Below are 22,316 nucleotides of genomic sequence, written 5' to 3'. Positions count from 1 at the left end.
AAAGGAAACAGCGCGGCATCAGTCTAGCCTGTTTCACCTCTGCTCAATGGAAGCAGCCCGGCCCTGACGGTCGCATCACACGAAATCGGCACGACCTGAGACAATCCGTTCACACCTTCCGGGACATCTTATGCGCCACGCTTGCACGGAGCCCTTGCAATGAAGTTCGATACCCTCGTACTCGGCGCCGGCATGGTGGGCGTATCGGTCGCCGTGCATCTGCAACGCCGCGGGCTCGCGGTTGCGCTGGTCGATCGCAAGGCGCCCGGCAACGAGACCTCGCTGGGCAATGCAGGGCTGATTCAGCGCGAAGGCGTCTATCCGTATGCGCTGCCCCGCGACGCCGCCACGCTGATGCGCTATGCCGGCAATCGCTCGCCCGATGTCCGCTATCACCCGCGCGCGCTGCCCAGCTTCGTGCCGTTCCTGCTGCGCTACTGGCATCACTCGCGCGCGGACCGGCATGCGGCTATCGCGCGCTCATATGCGACATTGATCGAGCACTGCGTCAGTGAACATCGGGAGCTTGCCGAAGCAGCGGGCGCGCAGGCGCTGCTGCGTCCGGGCGGCTGGCTCAAGGTCTTTCGCAGCGCGGCCGCGCAAGACGCAGAATGGCGCACGGCGCAGCGCTGGCATGACGAATACGGCGTCTCGTATCAGGTGCTCGATGCCGCGCAATTGCAGCGCGAAGAACCCTCGCTGAGTCACGCGCTGAGCGGTGCACTGCGTTATACCGATGCCGTGTCCGTCAGCGATCCCAATGCACTCGTGACTGCCTACGCGCGTTATTTCGAGCAACTGGGTGGGCGTATTTTTATCGGTGATGCCGGGACGCTCGCGCCGCAGTGGCAGGTCGAGACGGCAGCGGGACGCATCGAGGCGCGTGCGGTCGTGATCGCGCTGGGGCCATGGTCGGACCAGGTTACGTCACGTCTGGGCTATGCGCTGCCGCTTGCCGTGAAGCGCGGCTATCACATGCACTACGCGGCGGCCGATGGCGCACAGCTGCATCAACCGGTGCTCGATGCGGAGCGCGGCTATCTGATCACGCCGATGGCGCGCGGCATCCGCCTCACGACGGGCGCCGAACTGGCCTACTGCGATGCGCCCGCCACGCCGGCGCAGCTCGACGCGCTCGAACCCATCGCACGCGCAACCTTCCCGCTGGGAGAGCGTCTCGACGACACGCCATGGCTCGGCCGGCGTCCATGCACGCCGGACATGATGCCGGTAATCGGCCGGGCACAGCGTCACGCGGACCTGTGGTTCGCTTTCGGTCATGCGCATCATGGGCTGACGCTCGGCCCTGTGACCGGCCGGCTGATTGCAGAGATGATGACGGGCGCCGCGCCGGTGGCGGATCCGTTTCCGTTTCGGGCCGAGCGGTTCGCGGGGGCTTGAACGAGGCACGCGGGCGCCTCACTCGTCGAGCCGCACTGGCCGGCCTTCCCGCGCTGAGCGGTAGAGCGCCTCCATCAGCACCTGATCGCGCAGACCTTCTTCACCGGGCGTGTCCGGTTCGCTTCCGTCGCGCACGCAGCGAGCGAAGTGATCGATTTCGAGCATGAACTGATCCTTGAATTCGAGCCGTGGCTCGTCGACCTGTTCGATGTCGCCTTCGCGATGCGCGATCCGCATGCGCTGACCCTTGTAGGCGAAGGCGTTCTCCACGTCGATCCAGCCTTTCTCGAGCCGGATGCGCATGTCCTTCGACTCATGCGCGCCATAGCTCGCCGCACAGTTCGCAAGCGCGCCGGAGGGGAAGCGCAGCATGAACGCAATGGTTTCTTCCACTTCGCGGTAGCGTTCATCCGCCGCTGGATTGACGATCTGTGCATAGACCTCCACGGGCTCTTCGCCGAGCACATGGCGCACGCCGTTCAGGCAATACAGCCCGATGTCGGGCAATGCGCCGCCCCCGGCAAGCACCGCTCGCAGCCGCCATTGCTCGCCCGAGCCCTGCACCTGCGCATTGGTCGCCTCGATCACACGCGCCCTGCCGAGTTCGCCCGACTGCACCCGGCGCGCGGCCTCGCTGTTGAAGACTTCGAACTGACAGCGATAGGCAATCATCAGCTTCACGCCCGCCTTCGCGCAGGCGTCGATCATCTGCCGCGCTTCGTCGGCGGTGTTGGCCATGGGCTTCTCGCACAGCACGTGCTTGCCTGCCTGCGCCGCGGCGCTCACGTGTTCCAGATGCAAACCATTCGGCGTGACGACGTACACCGCGTGGACATCGGGATTCCCGGCGAGGCGCGCCATCTCGGCGTAGGAATAGATCGACTGCTCGTCGATGCCGTATTGCTTCGCCACTGCCCGCGCCTTGTCGGGGCTGCCCGAGACGAGCGCCGTCACGCGCGCGTGCTTGCAGGCGTTGAAGGCGGGCAGGATCTGCTCGAGCGCCAGACGGCCCAGACCGACTACCGCAAAGCCCACGCGCTGGTCCGGTGCGGAAGGCGCGGGCGGAGGCGGCGAAGGTTTGTCGGCGTCGCCCTTCCAGTTTCCGAAGCGGACCTTGCCGTCCTCGACCATGCCGAGATCGATGGCGGCGGGCGCCTGCGGCTGCCCGGCTGCGGGGAGCATCGGACCATCGGGCGTACCGGGACCGGTGACGGTGAATTCAGCCTTGTCGTGTGTGGACATGAACCATCCTCCTGCGTTGAGTTGTTCATTCGGAGCATGCTTGCGGCGCGTTGCGCGCGAGCAGCGCGATACATGCACCCGCGAACACCGTCGCCGCGAGAATCGCGAGCGCACCCGTGCCATATAAAAAATCGAACAACGTACCGAGCGCCGCGCCGGCGACGAACGCCATCCATCGCGCGACACCGGCCGCTGCCGCGCTGAACTTCCCTTCCCCAAGATGCCGCGCGACGCGGATGAAATTGCCTGTGATGAACGAAATGCCCGGTTCATCGGCGCGTGTCTGGTTGATTGCACCGATGCCCGCCGCGATCAGACAGGTCGCCGTCGCTGGATACGCTGTGCCCGCCAACGGCACGGCGCATGCGAGCAGCAACGCGGTCGATGCAAGGCAGACAGGCGCGCGCCAGCTCGGCAGGCGTGAGGCGAGCCATGCAGCGAGCGTCGCCGCTACGAAGAAGCAGGCGATCACGCTCGCGAGCGGCAGCGCCTTGCTCCAGGCGCCGGCGATCAATGACTGGCCGAGCCTGGTCGAATTGCCGGTCATGTACACCGCCAGCAGGTCCTTGCTGTGAAGCATGATGAGCGCATCCGTGCCGCCGGCGATGGCTACAAGCGCAAGGACAGGCACAGCGGTATCGGCCATGTCTCTCAGCCAGGACGTGACAGACGAAAGCATGTTCGTGTTGGGTGCGGATGTCGTGATCGATGAGCTTCGATGGTCCGCAAATTCGGTGCCTGTGGGATGAGGCCGTAGCGTTCAGGACGCCCTTTCTTTCAGAGGCATGTCATGAGCTGGCGCGCGAGTCGGGGCAGGAAAAGCAACGTCTTTCATGCGGGCGCGTGCCCGGACTCTTCCAGCATGGCGCGGGCGTGGTCATTGACGAATGCTTGACGACGGCATGTTCCAGGCTCAGCGCGTGGGATATTCGCTTCGACATGCGAGGGCGCAATGAACGTACCGAGGATTGTCTTGCACCTTCCGGAAGATCAAAGCGCACGCGCTGCCCGGCTTTCGCCTATCCGTTGCACGACCTCTGGGCCTGGCGTCAGTCGCGCGCCGGAAAGCCCGGTCCACGCCGCAAGCGGATCGGGCCATGGCTGATCTGGTCCGGGTCCAGCGTCGCCTCTCCCTGCGTGATTCTCAAGCGCTGCCGATGCGCCATCCGCGCAGCCACGTCCCGCACCTCGGGCATCAGTTCGCGCCAGCCGTCTTCATCATGGGTGAGGGCGCGCGCGACGTCAGACGGACAAATGGAAGCCGTCTCGGCGCGACTGTGCAGCAGATCGAGCACACATCGTTCGATGTCGAGTTTCGATACGCGCGTCATTTGACAGTCTCGTCCACGAGGCTGCGCGCTCCCTGCGGCGGATCGGCTGGAAGCGTGTCACGCGAAACCTTCGCCTTGCGGACCGGGTTCCCTTCCACCGTGACGATCGATACGCGATTGCGGCCGTCGCGCTTTGCGTCGTACAAGGCTTCATCGGCGCGACGCATCGCTGTTTCGAGGCTCACGCCGTCGTCAGGCTGACAAAGCGCAACGCCGATACTCACCGTCACCGGCGCAAGCGGCGTGGTCTGCGGCGTTTCGCTTTCTTCCGCGCATGCGGCGACGTCGGTGAGGATGGCGTCGGCGACATCCTCGGCGCGACGCGGCGTGCAATCGGCCAGCACGACGATGAACTCCTCTCCGCCATAGCGCGCAACGATGTCGTTCTGCCGGCGCGCGCGTCTCGTCAGGCAATGCGCGACGAAGCGCAGCGCCCGGTCGCCCGCCACGTGGCCATGCGTGTCGTTATAGGCCTTGAAGTGATCGGCATCGACGAACATGATCGCCATCGGCAGCCGATGCCGCACGGCCCGCGCCCACATCGCCGGAAGCGTTGCGTCCAGCCCGCGACGGTTGGCAACGCCCGTGAGTCCGTCCGTGTCCGCGATCGCGATCAGCCGCGCCTGCGCCGCGTCGCGCTGCCGCACCGCGAACACAAGCAGCCACACGACGATCGTGAACGCACACGACACCACGACACTCAATGCGCCGATGATGAGCGAACGGTGCTTCCACTCTTCAGTGATTTCATCCATGGCCGGTGCGACCATTGCGACGAGATTGCTGTTCTCCACGTTCGCGAAGGTGGACAGGCGTTCGACACCGTCCACCGGCGACCTCGCGACGAAGGAGCCGCCCTTCGGTCCGAGCATGGACAGGAACGCAGGCGAGGCGACCGAGATCAGCCGGTTGGGGCTCACTTGCGGATAGCGCGCGAGGATGAAACCGTCGGTCTGCATGATCGTCGCGGCGCCGTGCTTGCCCAGCTTGACGCCATCGACCAGTTGCTGGAAATAGTCGAGATCGAGCGCGATCAGCGCGATGCCGCCGAAGCTGCCGTCAGCCTTCGAAATGCGGCGGCTGAGCGCGATGGACGGGATGCCGTTCCTCAGCCGGGATTCATACGGTTTCGAGATGTACAGCCCGATGTCATCGCGATTCTTGTGCACGAGGAAATAATCGCGATCGGCGAGGTTCAGCGTCGGGAAAAGCCGTGCGCGCCCCTGCACGATTCTGCCCTCCTCATCCACGGCGTAGATGCCCATCACGTGGGGCGCCATGGTCGCGCGGTCGAACAGCATCTGCCTGCGCAACTCGGGCGGCAACGCAAGAATCTCCGGATTCGACACGCCGTCCACCACGGCCTGCAAGGAGAGGTCGTAGACCTGCAGGTTGCGGCTCATGTCACGCGCAAGGGCGGCGGCCACGTTCGCGGAGGTGTCGCGCGCCTTGTCCAATGCCTCCTGTCTGCCGGAGACCAGGACCACGACAGTCGTGACCAGAACCACGAGGCAGACGAAGGTCGTGCTCAGCGCAATAAGGATCGCGTGCCTGTCGACCCAGGCCATCGTCCAGCGTGTTTCCTTTCCGGGGGTTGATGACGGCTTCAACCGTGCTCTCCTTCGCGAACGCGGCTCTGTTCGAGACCGCGCGCCCTCTCTCGTTTGAATAATTTTTCGTCCGCTGTTCCGGTTTTTTCCGGAACGGCCTCGCATCCTAACGTTTCGGATGCCATTCCGGTGGACAGCGGCTGCCTGGGGCTAATCGGACACGACCCTGCCGGCTTCGACGGTCTTCATGAACTGTTCCGGCGCCATGGGCCGTCCCAGCAGAAAACCCTGCAACATGTCGCAGCCCAGCTGGCCCAGGAAGGCCTGCTGCTCTTCCGTTTCGACGCCCTCCGCAACGACGCGCAGATTCAGGGTGCGTCCCAGTGCGACGATCGCCGCCACGATGGCCGCGTCCTCGGTATCGCGCCGCAGATCGCGGATGAAGCCCCGATCGATTTTCAGTTCATGGGCAGGTAGCCGCTTCAGGTAGAGAAGACTGGAATAACCCGTTCCGAAATCATCGATAGCAATCCGCACGCCTGTCTCGCGCAACTGCTTCAGCACGCTGAGACTGACTTCGACGTCATGCATCGCGGTGGATTCGGTGATCTCCAGAATCAGGTGGCGCGGTTCGAGCCGATGCTGGACGAGCGCCTGGCGCACGACCTGCACGAGGCTGGTGTGGACGAACTGCGTGGCCGAGAGATTCACGGCGACGCTCCAGTCCGTGTGCCCTGCCTCGACCCAGATGCGCATCTGACGGCAGGCCTCGTTGAGGGCCCATTCACCGATGGGCACCATCAGTCCGCTTTTCTCGGCGATCGAGAGAAACTCGTCCGGCGCCATCAGGCCCCGCGACGGATGCTTCCAGCGCAGCAGTGCCTCTGCCCCTACCACGGGACCGCCCCGCGCCTCGAATTTCGGCTGATAGTGCAGGATCAGTTCGCCGCCCGACAGCGCCGTGCGCAGCTCACGCGCCAGCTGCATGTGCTCGTAGGCGTCGGCGTGCATCGAGGGCTCGAAGAAGCAGTAGTTGTTGCGACCCATGGCCTTGGCCCGGTACATCGCCGTATCGGCGCTCGTCAGCAACTCGCTCTGGGTCCGGCCATGCTCGGGATGACAGGCAATGCCGATACTCGTCGACACCTGGATTTCATGCTCGCCCGCCGAGTAAGGTTCCTCCACGATGCGGATCAGCATGGCCGCGATGTTCGCCACGTCCGCCGGTCGGGTGACCTCGCACAACAGGACGAACTCGTCGCCGCCCACGCGGGCGAAGGTGTCATTCGCACTCACGCTGGCGCCGATGCGCCGCGAGACATCGACCAGCAGGCGGTCTCCGACCTGGTGCCCGAACGCGTCGTTGACGGCCTTGAAGCCGTCGAGGTCCAGGAACATCAGCGTGAAGTGCCGGTGCTGCTGGATGAGCTGGTTCAGGCGGTCATCGAGCAGGACGCGGTTGGGCAGCCTGGTCAGGCTGTCATGCAGGGCGAGATGAATCAGCTCCTTGTTGGCCTCCGCGAGCGACCGGGAGAGTGCGGCAGTCCGCAGTTCGAGCCTGAGTTCCAGCACCGATACGATCAGCGCGATGCTCAGCACCGCCACGGTCACCACGATCACGATGGCCGCCAGCCAGGACGTGTTGGTCCCGTGACTGGCCGCCTCGCAGATGCTGCCCAGCGGAAAATGCGCGGCCGCCATGCCGGTGTAATGCATGCCGACGATGGCCGATCCCATCAGCAGCGACGCGCCGCCGCGAAACAGGAACACTCCGGCCTGTCTGCCGCGGATATGAAAGGCCGTCCACAAGCCCGCACCCGAAGCGGCAACCGCGATGACAACGGACAGCGCGACCAGGCTCCAGTCATAGTCGATGACCGGGTTCATCTGCATTGCGGCCATGCCCGTGTAGTGCATGCCGGCGATGGCAGGGCCCATGAGCAGCGAACCCAGCATCAGCCGGCGCCACGGCAGCGCGTACTGGCTGACGAGCCATAAGGCAAAGGTGGACGCCGCGATGGCGATCAGCAGCGAGAAGAAAGTGATGGCCGGATCATAGCCAACAGGGATGGGCAGGTCGAAGGCAAGCATGCCGACAAAGTGCATCGACCAGATGCCAAGCCCCATTGCACAGCCGCCGCCGACGAGCCAGAGATAGCCGGCCAGCCCCTTGGCCGATGCCACACGGCCAGCCATGTCGAGCGCGGTATAGGAAGCCAGGATCGCTACGAGCAGCGAGCAGACGACGAGGAGCGGATTATAGGAAGTGGCGAGCATTTATTCCGGATTGCTTTTTTTCAGCAACGCTGTGTGTTGCCGGTGTTCCAAGAATGAACAGCTTCAACCTCGTGCGCATCTGCTTCCGAAACAGAGGCACGCGCCATTCTGAACCGAACGTGCGCAACTGTCACAGCATTTTCGTGCACTAAAAAAGCCCTTGATGAAACGGTCGAGCGGTCTGTTTCCGAATAAAGCTTTACGCAGGTTCCATGCCAATTGTCTTACCAAAAACGTGCGCCGCGTAACCCATGCGCGGCGGGCGTCACGGGGTTCGTTACGTTACATGCACACAGTGTTACGTCCATTCGTCCCGCGCGTACGTATTGCATTAATGACCCAGGATGTTATCGGTGGCTCTTGCGAAAGGAACTGGAATCGGGCCTTGCGGCCGCTGCATAACGCGAGTAACGGAAAGGACGAGTGGTTAAAAAAGAAAACCCGCCTTACCGACGCATTACTCGGCATGACGATTGCACATTGGTCGCGCCAGTCACGACGTATGGATGGAGAACGAAATCATGGAAAGCGGAAGCGTGGGTTACAGCTATCTCGGGATTCCCGAGCGTCTGGCCGGCGTGCTGTGGGCTACCGTGCGCGAGATGCAGATGAGTCTGGCGGGCCGGGAGGATTGTTCATGGGCGCAATTGACCAGCGCTTCACTCAGCCGGTGTGTATTGCACTTTGCCTGTCTTTACCGGGAGCACGGCAGCCGCGACCCGCGACCCGAGGTTGCCTGCTCCGAAGTCTTCCACCTGTTCTCCGAGCAATTGCTCTCCGATACCACCGCCGCCGAGTGGCGCGTGCCCGATCATCTCGTTCCGGTCGTGGCCGGCGCGATTGCCGCCTGCGGTGAACTCGTCGTCGATCGCATGAATCGCGTCGTGTGAGGACATACCCTCCTCCTTCTACGCATGGCCATGCAGTTGTTGCAGAAGATCCAGGAACAGATCGAGCGCACGCGTGCGTGGCCGCGAAATCTCGGTGATGGCGCTGATCGTGTTTTCGTACACCGGCATGCCCGGTACCTTGACGAGCGCCTGCCGCTTCGCGAACGAAGCCGCATAGAACTGCGGCAGCAAGCCGACATAGTGCCCTGACAGCACCAGCATCGCGACCGCTTCGAGACCCGAAGCCGACGGCCCGCGCACCATGCCGAGCGTGTTGAGCGCCTCGTGTACGAAGGGTTACGAGCGATACACCAGCGGCAGCGTCGCGGCATCGCGGAGACTGCGGCGGACCACATAAAGCTGCTGACGCTCGATGAACAGCGGCAGGTAGTGGAAGCCGGCCTCGCGCCGATACATGCCGCGAATCGCCACCTGCACGCGACGCTCGCGCAACGCGAGATCGAGCTCGTTGAAGGTCATTACGCGCAATTCCACGCTCACGTCCGGCGCCAGTTCCTTCAACGCGGCCAGCGCTTCCGGCAGATGACAGCCTTCGTCGCTGACGATGTGCTCGACCATGCCGATGGCGAGCGTTCCGGACAGCACGCCGCGCACCGCATCGATTTCCGGACGGATGCGCGCGAGCGACATCAGCGCATCGCGTGCGAGTTCGAGCGCGACCTTGCCCGCATGCGTGAGCACGAAACCGGACGGTCCGCGCTCGCACAGCCGCGCGCCAAGCGTTTCCTCGACCTCGCGGATATGCCGGCTGATCGACGCCTTCGACATGTTGAGCTGCTTCTCGGCGGCGGCGAAACCGTTCGCCTGCGCGACCGAGCAGAAGATGCGCAGCGAGCGCAGGTCGCGTTCGCTGAAGTCGGGGCGCTTGGTGACGGGATGTTTGGCGGCGGGTCGTTCGGACATGGTTACGAGAAAAAAAGCGTCAGAAAAAGGTTACGTTTTCCGGAACCATACCGATAAAAAAATCATTTTTCACTCTCTTTATGGCGACATACATTTCGGCTGCCTCGTCCCCGAGCGTCCCTCAAGCCGTCCCTCACGCGGAGAAAGCAATGAAAAACTGGTCCAGACGATCCTTTGTGAAAGCGACGCTCGCGTCGGGCGCCGCGCTGGCGCTGCCGACCATCGCGCGCGCCGAAGGCGGCACGCTCGCCGATATCAAGAAGCGCGGCAAGCTGGTGGTGGGCACCGAAGCGGCATACGAGCCGTTCGAATTTGTCGAGAACGGCCAGATCGTCGGCTATGGGCATGACGTGCTGGAACTGATGGCGGCGAAACTCGGCGTCAAGCTCGAACAGATGAACCTTCCGTTCCAGGGTCTGCTGCCGGGCCTGATGTCGCACAAGTTCGACTTCGTTGCGACGAGCGTCGGCATCACGCCGGAACGCGCGAAGCGTTTCGCGTTCAGCGAGCCGGTGGGCGTCGTGCGTTCGGTGCTGATGGTGCGCGCGGACGACAAGAGCATCAACCGCGATCTCGACATCGGCGGCAAGATCATCGGCACGCAGATGGGTTCGTCGTCGCAGCCGGTGGCCACCGAGTTCGAGAAGGAACTGAAGGACAAGACCGGCAAGGGCTATGCGGACACCAAGCTGTTCCAGGCGTATCCGGACGTATCGAACGCGCTGGCGAACAAGACCATCGATGTTGCGCTGATGCCCTCGAACATCGCCGCGGTGCAGATGAAGCGCCAGCCGAATGCGTTCCGCATCGCCGGCACCATCGGCCAGCCGAAGCTGCTCGCGTGGGTGGCGAATCCGAACGATCTCGAGATCCGCAAATTCATCAACGATTCGCTCGAAACTTTCCGGAACGACGGCAAGCTCGCCGCGCTTCAGAACAAATGGTTCGGCGCCGCGATGGACACGCCGCGCAGCGGCTATCTGCCGGCCGGCTCGATCTGACGCCATGTTCGACTGGATCGACCCGGGCGGCGTCATAGCGCCCTTCCTCGACGGCGTCGTGGCCGGCACGGCGCTCACGCTGGGCGCGTCGGCATGCGCCTTCGTGATCGGGCTCGCGCTCGGCATCGTGCTGCTGCTTGCGCGCATTTCACCGTTCGCGCCGCTGCGCTCGCTGGTCATTCTGTGGGTCAGCCTGATTCGGGGCACGCCCGCGCTGATCCACATGCTGATCGCGTATTACATGGTGCCCGCGCTGCTCGATATCTCGGTCTCGCCCGTCACGGCGGGAATCGCCGCGCTCGCCTGCAACACCAGCGCGTATATCGTCGAAATCCTGCGTGGCGCGCTCGGCACGATCTCCTGGGGGCAACGCGCGGCAGGCTACGCGGTAGGCATGCGCACCGCGCAGGTCTGGCGTCATGTGCTGCTGCCGCAAGTGATCTATCGCTCGATTCCGCCGCTCACCAGCGAATTCACGATCCTGCTGAAGGCGTCCTCGCTGATGTCGATCATCGCGGTGCCGGAGCTCGCGACCGTCGCGCGCAACGCAACGCTGCAAACCGACTTGCCGCTGCAGGTCTTCGCGATCACGGCCGCCGTGTACTTCGTGATCCTGTTCCTGATTTCCGCTGCTTCGCGAGTGTGCGAACGCCGCGTTGCGAGGATGCTTCCCCATGGCCATTGATTTCTCGATCGTCCGTGAAGCGATTCCCCCGCTGCTCGAAGGATTGCGCATCACTGCGCTCGTCAGCGTGACCGGCATTCCGCTGGGCATCGTGGCCGGCATCGTCGCGGCCTATGCGGCGCAGTCGCGCACCGTGCTGCGGCCCCTGGCGCTCGCCTACGTCGAACTGGTGCGCAACATTCCGTACCTGATCCTCGTGTACCTGGCGTTCTTCGGCCTGCCGAAGCTGGGCGTGCCGGCCTCGGCGATGACGGTCGCAATCGGCTGCACGGTGTTCTACACCGGCGGATATTTCTGCGAGATCCTGCGCGCCGCATTGCGCTCCGTGCCGCGCGGCCAGACCTTCGCGTCGCTGTCCCTCGGCATGACGTTCTGGCAGGCGCAGCGCCACATCATCGCGCCGCAGTTGTTCGGCTTCATCACGCCGCCCACCACGAGCCTCGTCATCATGATGTTCAAGGACTCCGCCATCTTCTCCGTGATGAGCCTGCCGGAGATGACGTACCAGAGCAACCTGCTCACCGCGAACACGTTCGCCTATGTCGAAGTGCTCGGCACGACGGCCTTGATGTACTGGATCTGCAGCGTTCTGCTGGCGGGCGTCGGCCGGCGCCTGGAGACCGTGATCGGCCGCCGCACGCGTCATGTCTGACGCGCCTTTCCTCACTCTGGAGACACCCATGACTCAATACACTGTCGCGCCGCGCGTCGGCCATCCCACGCTGCTGTACTCGGAACTCGATCTGGACATCGACAACCTGAAGGCCGACATCGCCGTGCTCGGCATGCCGTATGGCGCACCCTATGACCCGTCCGACTTCAGCAACGACCAGACCAACGCACCCTCGGCGATCCGCCAGGCGACCGATCGCGTGGTGCGCAAGCCCTATCACTATGACTTCGACATCGACGGTCCGCTGCTGCAAGGCCGCACCGATGTGCGCTTCGTCGATTGCGGCGACATCATCCCCGACCTGACGAAGCCCGGCGAACACTACGCGCGTGCCGAAGCAGCGGTGCGCCGCATCGCGGCGGGCGGCGCGATGCCCATCGTGCTCGGCGGCGATCACGGCATCACCACGCCGGTGCTGCGCGGTCTCGACCAGAAAGGCCCGATCACGCTGGTGCATATCGATGCCCACCTCGACTGGCGCGACGATGTCAACGGCGTGCGCGAAGGCCTCTCGAGCCCGATCCGCCGCGCCTCCGAAATGGCGCACGTCGACCGCATCATCCAGATCGGTCTGCGCGCCCAGGGCAGCGGACGTCCCGAGGAACTGGTCGCGGCACGCGCGTATGGCGCGGACCTGGTGACGGCTTACGAACTGCATGACATCGGCATGGAAGCGGTGCTTGCCCGCATTCCCGACGGCGGCAACTACTACCTGACCATCGACGCCGACGGTCTCGATCCTTCGGTGATGCCGGCGGTCGCAGGACCGGCGCCGGGCGGCGTGACCTTCGTGCAGGCGCGCAAGCTGATTCACGGTCTGGTGAAGAAAGGGCGCGTGGTCGGCATGGACATCGTCGAGATCCAGCCGGAGAAGGACGACAAGAACCTGATCTCGTGCATCACGGCAGGCCGCCTGATCCTCAACCTGATCGGCGCGTCGATCCGCGCGGGGTATTTCGACAAATGACGACACCGGTCATCGAGATTCGCGGCATCGACAAATGGTATGGCGCGCATCACGTGCTCAAGCAGTGTTCGACACACGTGAACAAAGGCGAGATCGTCGTGGTCTGCGGGCCATCGGGTTCCGGAAAATCGACGCTCATCAAGACGGTGAATGCGCTGGAGCCGTTCCAGAAAGGCGACATTCTCGTCGACGGCACCTCGCTCGCCGCGAAGTCGACCAACCTGCCCAAGCTGCGCAGCCGCGTCGGCATGGTGTTCCAGCACTTCGAGCTGTTTCCGCATCTCGACCTGACGCGCAACCTGACGCTCGCGCAGCGCATCGTGCTGGGCCGCGACGAGACTCGTGCGCGTGAGAAGGCGCGCGAACTGCTCGATCGCGTCGGACTCTCGGCGCATGCGCACAAGTATCCCGGGCAGTTGTCGGGCGGCCAGCAGCAGCGCGTCGCCATCGCGCGGGCGCTCTCGATGGACCCCATGGCGATGCTGTTCGACGAACCGACCTCCGCGCTCGATCCCGAGATGGTGAACGAGGTGCTCGACGTGATGGTGGAACTCGCGCGCGAAGGCATGACCATGATGGTGGTGACGCACGAGATGGGCTTTGCGCGACGCGTCGCGCATCGCGTCGTGTTCATGGAGGACGGCGCGATCATCGAGGACAGCCCGACCGATGCGTTCTTCCAGGACGCGGCCAGTCCTGCGGTGAAGCGCTTTCTTTCGAAAATTCTTCAGCACTGATTCCACTTTTTTTCGATACGACATGACCACGCATACCCGCATCCGCAAGTTCAATACGCGCGAAACCTATCCGGAACAGAAGCTCGATAACGACCTCTGCCAGGCCGTGATCGCCGGCAACACGATCTATCTGCGCGGCCAGATCGGCCAGGATCTCGACACGCGCGAGTCCGTGGGCATCGGCGACGTCACCGTGCAGACCGAGAAGGCGATGGCGAACGTCAAGATGCTGCTCGACGAATGCGGCAGCAAGCTCGAAGACATCTGCAAGGTGACGGTCTATATCATCGATCCGCGCTATCGCGAGGCCGTCTATAACGTGATGGGCCGCTGGCTCAAGGGCGTGTATCCGGTATCGACGGGCATCGTCGTGCAGGCGCTCGCGCGGCCCGAGTGGCTGGTCGAGATCGACGTGACCGCGGTGAAGCCGGCATGATGCCGAGCCGCAGCGCCGAGTTGCTGAAGGCGCTGATCGCCTTCCCGACGATCTCGCGCACGCCCAACCTCGCGTTGATCGAGCATGTCGCGGGGCTGCTCGGCGCGGCGGGGATCGCCTGCACGCTCGTCAGGAACGACGAGGGCACCTGCGCCAACCTGTTCGCGAGCACGGGGCCGGCGCATGTGCCCGGCGTGATGCTGTCGGGCCATACCGATGTCGTGCCGGTGGAAGGCCAGCCCTGGACCGTGCCGCCCTTCGAGGCGACGGTGCGCGACGGGCGGGTGTACGGACGCGGCGCGGCCGACATGAAAGGCTTCGTTGCGTGCGCAGTCGTGGCGATGCTCGATGCCTCGACGCGCACGCTCAGGAAGCCGCTGCAACTTGCGTTGTCGTATGACGAGGAAATCGGCTGCGTGGGCGTGCGGCGGCTGATCGACGTGCTGCAGAGCGCGCCGGTGCGGTCCGAGCTGTGCGTGGTCGGCGAGCCGACGATGATGCAGATCGCCACCGGCCACAAGGGCAAGGCCGCGTATCGCGCGGTGTGTTGCGGCGAGGAGGGTCATTCGGCCCTCGCGCCGAACTACAGGAACGCGATTCACGTCGCCACCGACTGGATCATGGCGATGCGCGCGGCGCAGCAGCAGCTTGCGCACCACGGCGCACAGGACGATGGCTACGACGTGCCTTATTCGACCATTCACGTCGGCACGATTCACGGCGGCCGCGCGCTGAATATCGTGCCGAACGAATGCACGCTGGACTTCGAGATCCGCACGCTGGCAGCGGATCGCGCAGAAGCGATTCTCGACGGCATCCGGCAGCGCGCAGTGGCGGACAGCGGCGCGCCGTTGCCGGAGATCGAGGAGGTGAACGCTTATCCCGGCCTCGATACGCACGTGGCAAGCGACGCGGTGCGTTTTCTGGAAGCGCTGTTGCCTCCGGGAACGGAGTCGCGCAAGGTCGCGTTCGGTACGGAAGGCGGGTTGTTCTCGACCCGGCTCTCGGTGCCGGCGCTGGTGTGCGGTCCTGGCGATATCGCTGTTGCACACAAGCCGGATGAGTATGTCGAGTTGGCGCAGCTGGATGCGTGTGATGCGTTTCTGGCGCGGCTGGTTGGCGGGTTGGGGTAGCAAGCGGCGCGGGTCGGGTAGGCCTTGTGACATCATGAGGTCCCGCGCCCAGGAACACCCCGATGAACTTCAGATCCCTCCAATGCTTCGTGATTCTCGCCGAGGAACTGAACTTCAGCCGCGCGGCAGAGCGCCTGCACATCGCGCAACCCGCCTTGAGCCAGCAGATCCGCTTGCTGGAAGACCGCCTCGGCACGCAACTCGTCGACCGCGCGCGACGGCCGCTGCGGCTCACCGAAGCGGGCCACTACCTCTGCACCGAAGCGCGCCAGATCCTCGGCTCATGGGAACAGGCGAGCCTCGGCGCACAGGAGATTGGCGTGGGGCGACGCGGCTGGCTCGCGATCGGCTTCACGCGCTCCGCGATGTACAGCATCCTCCCACCCGCACTCAAAGCCTTTCATCACGCTTACCCCGAAGTCGAACTGAAGCTCTTCGAGATGCTCACCGAGGAGCAGACCGACGCCCTGCGCGATCTGCGCATCCATGTCGGCATCGGGCGGCAGCCACTCGACATCCCGGGCTGCACCTCCTACACGCTGTTGCGCGAGCACGTGGTAGCCGTGCTCTCACCGGATCATCCGCTCGCGGCACGCAAGAAAGTCCGCATCGCCGAACTCGCCGATACCCCGCTCATCGTCTATCCGAAGCATCAGAACGCGCAGTTCAAGCACACCGTGCAGTCGCTCTATCGCGATGCGGGTGTGACGCCGTTCATCGCGCATCAGGCCTATGAAATCCAGACCGCGATCGCACTCGTTGCCGCCGGTCTCGGCGTGACCTTCGTCGGAGAATCCGTGGCGCGGCACGGGCGCGCGGATGTCGTGTTCCGCCCGCTCGCGGGCCCCGGCGCTTCGCTCTGGTCGACGCTCGCCGCCACCTTTCGCAGCGAGGACGATTCAGCGCATCTGCACGCCTTCCTGCGCTGCCTTCCGCCCTCCCTCGATTCTCCGGCACTATAAGCAGAAACTTATAGAAGCATAAGCAACGCGTCTTGGACGCGCGCCGCCACGCTTCTTATCATCGATCGGACGTACAGGCTGGCTTGCTGTGCGCGTCAGCCAGCCCAATGCAAGAACGGCGCAGGCTGTTTGTAAAGCGGGGCCGCAGAGCCTTCGTGATTCGATGAAAGAACCTGGAGACGGCATGACCCCCTTCAACGAAGCGGCGACGATGCGAAAGGTCTATGGGCGCCTCATGCCCTTGCTCTTCGCAATGATGTTCTTCAACTATCTCGACCGCATCAACATCGGCTTCGCGGCGCTCGACATGAACAAGGCGTTGGGCTTCAGTCCGGCCGTGTTCGGCTTCGCGGGCAGCATCTTTTTCGTCGGCTACATGGTGCTCGAAGTACCGAGCAATCTATTGCTGCATCGCGTGGGCGCGCGCCGCTGGATTGCCCGCATCCTGCTGACGTGGGGCGCCGTGGCCGCCGCAACCGCCTTCGTCTTCGACGACAAGAGCTTCTACGTACTGCGCTTCACGCTCGGCGTGATGGAGGCAGGCTTCCTGCCGGGCGTCGCGGTGTATCTGACCAAGTGGTTCCCGTTGCGCTACCGTGCACGCGCGGTGGGCGGCTACATCATCGCGGGGTCGTTCTCGGCCGTGCTCGGCGGCCCGATCTCGACCATGCTGATGACCTACGCGAACGGCGTGCTGGGCCTACAAGGATGGCAATGGATGTTCATCCTCGAAGGCATTCCCGCGATGCTGCTCGGCCTGCTCACGCTGCGCATCATGACGGAGCGGCCCGCTGAAGCCGACTGGCTGCGCGACGACGAAAAGCAGTGGCTCGAAACCACGCTCGCCGCCGAACGCGAAGCCGTGGGCGGCGCGACGCACTTCCCGCTGTTGCGCGTCGCGGGCGACATTCGCGTCTGGAGCCTCGCGTGCCTGTTCGGCTGCGCGCTGGTCGGCATCTATGGGCTCTTTCTGTGGCTGCCGCAGATCGTCAAGAGCCTTGGGCATCTGAGCAACATCGAAGTCGGCTTTCTCTCGGCCGCGCCGCCGCTCCTGGGCGTGCTCGGCACCTTCATCATCAGCCGCAGCTCCGACCGCACCGGCGACCGCAAGAAGCATCTCGCCTTCGTCTATGGCATGAGCGCCGTAGCCATCGCGGGCAGTGCCTATGCGCCGAATCCCGTCATCGCCTATGTGCTGCTGTGCGTGACCGGGCTCTTCATCTACGCAGGCAATCCGCTGTTCTGGAGTCTCGCGTCGTCGTTCCGCACCGGCGCAGCGGGCGCGGCCACCATCGCGCTCATCAACACCATCGCGCAGTTCGGCGGGCTGGTCGGGCCATGGAGCATCGGCCTCGTGCGCAACGCCACGGGCAACTTCAAGCTCGCGTTGCTGACCATCGCGGCGTTCCTCGTGGTGGCCACCGTGATCGCGCTGGTGATGCGCGTCAAGCCCGCCGACGACGAAGCCTCCTCCCTGCCCGCCGGCGACTCCGCCGCGCGCACCTGAATTCGCACTCAACGCAACGGACCTTACGCATGATCATCGATTGCCATGGCCACTACACGACCTCGCCTCCGCAGCACGAAGCGTGGCGCGCCAAACAGATCGCCGCGCTGAAGGACGGCCATACGCCGCCTCCGCTGCCCACCGTATCCGATGACGAGATTCGCGCGAGCATCGAAGGCGGACAGTTGCGCATCCAGCGCGAACGCGGCACCGATCTCACGATCTTCTCGCCGCGCGCCGCCGGCATGGGCCATCACCTCGCAACAGCCGAAGCCAACGCGGTCTGGTCGGGCGCATGCAACGACCTCGTGCATCGCGTGGTCGAGTTGTTTCCACGTAACTTCGTCGGCGTATGCCAGTTACCGCAGGCGCCCGGTGTGGCGCCGGACAATTGCATCGCCGAACTGCGACGCTGCGTGGAAGAACTGGGCTTCATCGGCTGCAATCTGAACCCGGATCCATCGGGCGGGCACTGGTCCGGCCTGCCGCTCACAGACCGGTCCTGGTATCCGCTCTATGAAGCGATGGTCGAGCTCGACGTGCCGGCCATGATCCACGTCTCTTCATCGTGCAACCCGAACTTCCATGCAACAGGCGCGCATTACATCAACGGCGATACGTCCGCGTTCATGCAGTTGCTGAGCGCCGATCTGTTCGCCGACTTCCCGACGCTCAAGTTCATCATCCCGCACGGCGGCGGCGCGGTGCCCTATCACTGGGGACGCTATCGCGGACTCGCGCAGGACATGAAGCGGCCGCTGCTCACTGAGTATCTGCTCAACAACGTGTTCTTCGATACCTGTGTCTATCACCAGCCCGGCGCCGAACTGCTCGCCAAGGTGATCCCGGCGAAGAACATTCTGTTTGCATCGGAGACGATCGGCGCGGTGCAGGGCATCGATCCCGAGACCGGTCACCATTACGACGATACGCGCCGCTATATCGACGCAATCGAATGGCTCGCCGATGCGGACCGTCAGCGCATTTACGAAGACAACGCGCGGGCTGTGTATGGACGTCTCAACGCGCAGCTCGACCGACAACAACAATCCATCGAAGGAGCAACGACATGAACCCGGCCGGCTGGCACGAACATGAATCGGCAGTACAGGCGAGCCCCGCGACGCTCGACGCGTTGCGCGAACTCGCCGTCTCGCTCCTCAGCGACAACATGGCCCGCGTGAGCGGCACGACCGGGCTGCGTCCGTATCATCGTCCGCGGCCGATGGCCGGCACCGCGGTCACGGTGCGCACGCGCGGCGGCGACAACCTCGCGATTCATCGCGCGTTCGATTACTGCCGCCCCGGCGACGTACTCGTGATCGATGGCGCAGGCGAACTCACGCAGGCGCTGATGGGCGAGATCATGGCGAGCTATGCCGCGAGCCTCGGCGTGCAGGGCCTCGTGATCGATGGCGCGATCCGCGATGTCGGCGCGCTGAGCCAGCGTGATTTTCCGGTGTATGCGCGCGGCGTCACGCATCGCGGTCCCTACAAGAACGGACCCGGCGAGATCAACGTGCCGGTGACGGTGGGCGGCATGGTGGTGCATCCGGGCGATATCGTCGTCGGTGACGAGGACGGCGTGCTGGCGATCGCGCCCGGCGATGTCGAAGCGGTCATCGCAGGCGCGCGCAAGCAGGCGGCGAAGGAAGCGGCTCAGCTCGAAGCCATCGTGCAAGGCCGCTTCGATCGCGCATGGGTTGCGGCGCAGCGTGACCGGATGATGAACGGCTGAGGGCTTGCCGAACCCACGCCCGCGCGCGCATCATGACGCGTTCGCCTCTTCGACTTCACGCGTCATGCCCGACACTCTGGACACTGCAGCACTCATCGAACTCGCACGACACGCCGAAGCTGGCGATCCCGGCCCGTGCACCTGCACAAAGACGCCGCTCGAGGGCTGGCAGTCCCAGCCGCTTTCTCTCGACGAATCGCTGTTGCGCGAGATCGGCACCTTGTGGCCGCAAGACGATCCCGAGCCCACGTTCGCCGAGTATCTGCCCAACAAGATCCAGTACTGGTCAGCGGAGGCGCCCATCGCGCCGCGCTACTTCCCGTATAACCGCTGCGGCGTATGGGGCTGCTCGGTCTGCGGGCGTCTCTATCTGCGTTACACGGAAGGCGGCGGCTACTTCGTGGATCGCCGCATTCGCGCATTGCGCCTCGCCCTGATCGAGGACGTCCCGCTGTAAGCGGTCATCGCGAAGGCGCCATCGAGACGCGCCGAAAAGACTATGATGGTTCGATGCGCGGCACGGCGCAACGATCACGGCTCCGCCACGCGCATGCGACGTCCACCCTTACGGAGACTCTCGTATGTCAAGCCAACCCTACTATGCGCCGCATGGCGGCCATCCGGCGCAGACCGAACTCCTGACCGACCGTGCGATGTTCACCGAAGCCTATGCCGTCATTCCGAAAGGCGTGATGCGCGACATCGTCACCAGTTATCTGCCGTTCTGGGACAAGACGCGTCTATGGGTTCTGGCGCGCCCGCTGACCGGATTCGCCGAGACGTTCTCGCAATACATCATGGAAGTCGCGCCCGGCGGCGGCAGCGAGCAGCCCGAGCAGGACCCCGATGCCGAAGGCGTGTTGTTCATCGTCGAAGGCGAGATCGAACTGACGCTGCAGGGCGCGCTGCATGTGCTCAAGCCCGGTGGCTATGCGTTCATTCCGCCGGGGGTGTCATGGCAGTTGCGCAATCGTCATCAGGATGCCGCGCGCTTTCACTGGCTGCGCAAGCACTATGAAGCCGTCGATGGCCTGCCGCTTCCCGACGCCTTCGTGACCAATGAACTGGACGTCGAGCCGATTCCAATGCCGGGCACCGAAGGACGCTGGGTGACGACGCGTTTCGTCGATCCCGAGGACATTCGTCACGACATGCACGTGAACATCGTCACGTTCCAGCCGGGCGGCGTGATTCCATTCGCGGAAACGCATGTGATGGAACACGGTCTTTACGTGCTGGAAGGCAAGGCGGTGTATCGGCTGAATCAGGACTGGGTCGAAGTCGAGGCAGGCGACTTCATGTGGCTGCGCGCCTTCTGTCCGCAGGCGTGCTATTCAGGCGGACCGGGGCGCTTCCGCTATCTGTTGTACAAGGACGTCAACCGCCACGTGAAGCTCACGCTCGGCGCGCGGCGCTGATAGCGCTTCAGGACGCGACGCGTTTGCCGTCGCGCGCGACGATGCGCCCGTTCGCCATCACGAGCTTGCGCGTCGGCCGCGCGACGACCGCCTGTGCGACGGACTCCGCATCGACCAGCACGAGGTCCGCGCGCGCGCCGACGCGCAGGCCATAGTCCACAAAGCCGCAGCCGCGTGCTCCGGCCTCGCTGACGGTATCGAACGCAAGTTGCAGATCGTCGTCGCGCCGCAGGTCGTAGCGCATGCCGATCAGCATCGCGCGTTCGAGCATGTCGGGTACGCCGTAGGGCGTCCAGGTGTCGCGTATGCCGTCGTTGCCGCCAAATATCGTAATGCCCTTGTCGACGCATGTTTTCAAGGGAGGCACGGTAACCGACGGCGGCGCGCTCGTCATCAATGCGACTCGCAGATGCGCGATGCGATCCAGCAAGGTATCGCGCTCGCGCTCCGGCAACGCGCCCAAACAGAAGCCATGGCTGATGACGATTTGCCCCTGCATGGCCGTCGCCTCGACGCGATCCAGCAGCAGCCGCAGCGTGAATGCGCCCACTTCGCCGGGTTCGTGCAAATGAATGTCGATGGGCTTGCCATGGCGTTGCGCGAGCGCGAATGTCGTGTTCAGCGAGGCAACCGGATCGCGGTCGATCAAGGCGGGATCGAGTGCGCCGAGCACGTCCGCTCCTGCGGCAAGCGCGCGGTCGAGCAGTTCGGCCGTGCCCGGACGGATCAGCATGCCCGACTGCGGAAACGCGACGATCTGCATGTCGAGCATCTCGCGCAAGGTGTCGCGCGTGGCGAGTACGCCTTCGAGATGGCGCAGGCCCGCATCGGTATCGATGTCCACGTGCGTGCGCAGCCGCGTGGTCCCGGCTTGCACGAATGCATGCGCGAGTGCGAGTGATTGAGTTTCGGCGCTATGCCCCGACGTGCTGCGCCACGCGCGCTCGTTACTGATGCGGTCGGTCAGCAACGGGCCCACTTCGTTGCGATACCACGGAAGTCCCCAGTGGGTCTTGTCGAGATGCGTGTGTCCCTCGACGAACCCCGGCAGCAGCAACGCGCTACCGCCGTCTTCAACCGGCATGCCGGGCGGCGTGGCAAGGTCAGGGCCGAGCGCTGCAATGCGCTTGTCTTCGATGGTGACGGACACGCGCTGGCCATCGGCCAGGCGAAGGTTGCTGAGATGAAGTGAGCGCGGCATGAACGCACCTGGAACGGTTGGCTTCGTAAGCGGGAATAGTACTCTGCCGGACCAGAAGCACTGCTGGCGCGTATCAAACAAAAAGGCGCGGCCTTTTGAGGGGCCGCGCCTTTCGCGTCTTTCACGTTCGATGCCGTGCCTTAAACCGCCCGGCGCACCATCAATTCCTTGATCTTGCCGATCGCCTTGGTCGGGTTGAGCCCCTTCGGGCACACGTCGACGCAATTCATGATCGTGTGGCAA

At 64.2% G+C, this 22,316-nt stretch carries 21 protein-coding genes and 2 pseudogenes; 15 read left to right on the top strand and 8 right to left on the bottom strand.

What is annotated here, in order from left to right; translation table 11 throughout:
- Positions 1 to 159 precede the first annotated feature (159 nt).
- A complete protein-coding gene (locus QCE88_RS41185; protein WP_309911760.1) occupies positions 160 to 1,401 on the top strand; it encodes an FAD-binding oxidoreductase in 1,242 nt (413 codons plus the stop codon).
- Positions 1,402 to 1,419: 18 nt separating this feature from the next.
- Here the strand turns inward: QCE88_RS41185 and QCE88_RS41180 are convergent, their stop codons facing one another.
- From QCE88_RS41180 to QCE88_RS41160, 5 genes are all read right to left on the bottom strand, one after another.
- On the bottom strand, positions 1,420 to 2,643 hold the full coding sequence (locus QCE88_RS41180; RefSeq protein WP_309911759.1) for a Gfo/Idh/MocA family oxidoreductase: 1,224 nt from the start codon (positions 2,641 to 2,643) through the stop codon (positions 1,420 to 1,422).
- A 25-nt stretch (positions 2,644 to 2,668) separates the two neighbouring features.
- Positions 2,669 to 3,289 carry a YoaK family protein gene (locus QCE88_RS41175; RefSeq protein WP_309911757.1) on the bottom strand — a complete coding sequence of 207 codons (621 nt, stop codon included), beginning with the start codon at positions 3,287 to 3,289 and terminating at the stop codon, positions 2,669 to 2,671.
- A gap of 403 nt (positions 3,290 to 3,692) precedes the next feature.
- On the bottom strand, positions 3,693 to 3,974 hold the full coding sequence (locus tag QCE88_RS41170; RefSeq protein ID WP_309911756.1) for a DUF3253 domain-containing protein: 282 nt from the start codon (positions 3,972 to 3,974) through the stop codon (positions 3,693 to 3,695).
- The gene (locus QCE88_RS41165) at positions 3,971 to 5,542 is read right to left on the bottom strand and encodes a sensor domain-containing diguanylate cyclase (protein WP_309911754.1); all 1,572 of its coding nucleotides are present in this window, start codon (positions 5,540 to 5,542) and stop codon (positions 3,971 to 3,973) included. Before QCE88_RS41165 ends, QCE88_RS41170 begins: the two co-directional genes overlap by 4 nt.
- 192 nt (positions 5,543 to 5,734) lie before the next feature.
- Positions 5,735 to 7,801 (bottom strand): EAL domain-containing protein, encoded by a 2,067-nt coding sequence (locus tag QCE88_RS41160; protein ID WP_309911753.1) that lies wholly within the window; start codon positions 7,799 to 7,801, stop codon positions 5,735 to 5,737.
- Positions 7,802 to 8,322: 521 nt separating this feature from the next.
- Here QCE88_RS41160 and QCE88_RS41155 point away from each other — a divergent pair.
- Positions 8,323 to 8,691: a hypothetical protein gene (locus QCE88_RS41155; RefSeq protein WP_309911751.1), complete on the top strand. Its 369-nt coding sequence runs from the start codon at positions 8,323 to 8,325 to the stop codon at positions 8,689 to 8,691.
- An 18-nt stretch (positions 8,692 to 8,709) separates the two neighbouring features.
- On the opposite strand, the pseudogene QCE88_RS41150 reads toward QCE88_RS41155, so the two are convergent.
- Positions 8,710 to 9,615, bottom strand: a pseudogene (locus QCE88_RS41150) (LysR family transcriptional regulator).
- Between the two features lie 149 nt (positions 9,616 to 9,764).
- Here QCE88_RS41150 and QCE88_RS41145 point away from each other — a divergent pair.
- The 13 genes from QCE88_RS41145 (at position 9,765) to QCE88_RS41085 (ending at position 20,872) form a co-directional block, all read left to right on the top strand.
- Positions 9,765 to 10,616: a substrate-binding domain-containing protein gene (locus tag QCE88_RS41145; protein WP_309911749.1), complete on the top strand. Its 852-nt coding sequence runs from the start codon at positions 9,765 to 9,767 to the stop codon at positions 10,614 to 10,616.
- A 4-nt stretch (positions 10,617 to 10,620) separates the two neighbouring features.
- Positions 10,621 to 11,301: an amino acid ABC transporter permease gene (locus QCE88_RS41140; RefSeq protein ID WP_309911748.1), complete on the top strand. Its 681-nt coding sequence runs from the start codon at positions 10,621 to 10,623 to the stop codon at positions 11,299 to 11,301.
- A complete protein-coding gene (locus QCE88_RS41135) occupies positions 11,291 to 11,953 on the top strand; it encodes an amino acid ABC transporter permease (protein WP_309911747.1) in 663 nt (220 codons plus the stop codon). The genes QCE88_RS41140 and QCE88_RS41135 overlap by 11 nt, the downstream gene beginning before the upstream one ends.
- Before the next feature lie 28 nt (positions 11,954 to 11,981).
- Positions 11,982 to 12,941: an agmatinase gene (locus tag QCE88_RS41130; RefSeq protein ID WP_309834071.1), complete on the top strand. Its 960-nt coding sequence runs from the start codon at positions 11,982 to 11,984 to the stop codon at positions 12,939 to 12,941.
- Complete coding sequence (locus QCE88_RS41125) at positions 12,938 to 13,678, top strand: amino acid ABC transporter ATP-binding protein (protein ID WP_309911745.1); 741 nt, start codon at positions 12,938 to 12,940, stop codon at positions 13,676 to 13,678. Before QCE88_RS41130 ends, QCE88_RS41125 begins: the two co-directional genes overlap by 4 nt.
- 22 nt (positions 13,679 to 13,700) lie before the next feature.
- The gene (locus QCE88_RS41120; RefSeq protein WP_309911744.1) at positions 13,701 to 14,114 is read left to right on the top strand and encodes a RidA family protein; all 414 of its coding nucleotides are present in this window, start codon (positions 13,701 to 13,703) and stop codon (positions 14,112 to 14,114) included.
- Entirely contained in the window at positions 14,111 to 15,247 is a 1,137-nt protein-coding gene (gene argE / locus QCE88_RS41115) for an acetylornithine deacetylase (RefSeq protein WP_309911743.1), read from the top strand. The genes QCE88_RS41120 and argE overlap by 4 nt, the downstream gene beginning before the upstream one ends.
- Before the next feature lie 62 nt (positions 15,248 to 15,309).
- The gene (locus QCE88_RS41110) at positions 15,310 to 16,209 is read left to right on the top strand and encodes a LysR family transcriptional regulator (protein ID WP_309911741.1); all 900 of its coding nucleotides are present in this window, start codon (positions 15,310 to 15,312) and stop codon (positions 16,207 to 16,209) included.
- 184 nt (positions 16,210 to 16,393) lie between these two features.
- Positions 16,394 to 17,716 carry an MFS transporter gene (locus QCE88_RS41105; protein WP_309911740.1) on the top strand — a complete coding sequence of 441 codons (1,323 nt, stop codon included), beginning with the start codon at positions 16,394 to 16,396 and terminating at the stop codon, positions 17,714 to 17,716.
- Positions 17,717 to 17,745: 29 nt separating this feature from the next.
- Entirely contained in the window at positions 17,746 to 18,789 is a 1,044-nt protein-coding gene (locus tag QCE88_RS41100) for an amidohydrolase family protein (protein WP_309911739.1), read from the top strand.
- Positions 18,786 to 19,454 carry an RraA family protein gene (locus tag QCE88_RS41095; RefSeq protein ID WP_309911738.1) on the top strand — a complete coding sequence of 223 codons (669 nt, stop codon included), beginning with the start codon at positions 18,786 to 18,788 and terminating at the stop codon, positions 19,452 to 19,454. Before QCE88_RS41100 ends, QCE88_RS41095 begins: the two co-directional genes overlap by 4 nt.
- Positions 19,455 to 19,518: 64 nt before the next feature.
- Positions 19,519 to 19,911, top strand: a complete 393-nt coding sequence (locus tag QCE88_RS41090; RefSeq protein ID WP_309911737.1) for a hypothetical protein — start codon at positions 19,519 to 19,521, stop codon at positions 19,909 to 19,911.
- A 124-nt stretch (positions 19,912 to 20,035) separates the two neighbouring features.
- A complete protein-coding gene (locus tag QCE88_RS41085; RefSeq protein ID WP_309911736.1) occupies positions 20,036 to 20,872 on the top strand; it encodes a bifunctional allantoicase/(S)-ureidoglycine aminohydrolase in 837 nt (278 codons plus the stop codon).
- A gap of 7 nt (positions 20,873 to 20,879) precedes the next feature.
- On the opposite strand, the gene QCE88_RS41080 is transcribed toward QCE88_RS41085, so the two are convergent.
- Both QCE88_RS41080 and sdhB read right to left on the bottom strand, forming a co-directional pair.
- The gene (locus tag QCE88_RS41080; RefSeq protein ID WP_309911735.1) at positions 20,880 to 22,073 is read right to left on the bottom strand and encodes an amidohydrolase family protein; all 1,194 of its coding nucleotides are present in this window, start codon (positions 22,071 to 22,073) and stop codon (positions 20,880 to 20,882) included.
- A gap of 140 nt (positions 22,074 to 22,213) precedes the next feature.
- A pseudogene (sdhB, locus tag QCE88_RS41075) lies at positions 22,214 to 22,316 on the bottom strand (succinate dehydrogenase iron-sulfur subunit); the annotation flags it as partial.

The organism is Caballeronia sp. LZ035 (assembly GCF_031451175.1).
Taxonomy (GTDB): domain Bacteria; phylum Pseudomonadota; class Gammaproteobacteria; order Burkholderiales; family Burkholderiaceae; genus Caballeronia.
This window is presented reverse-complemented; position numbering and strand designations above follow the sequence as displayed.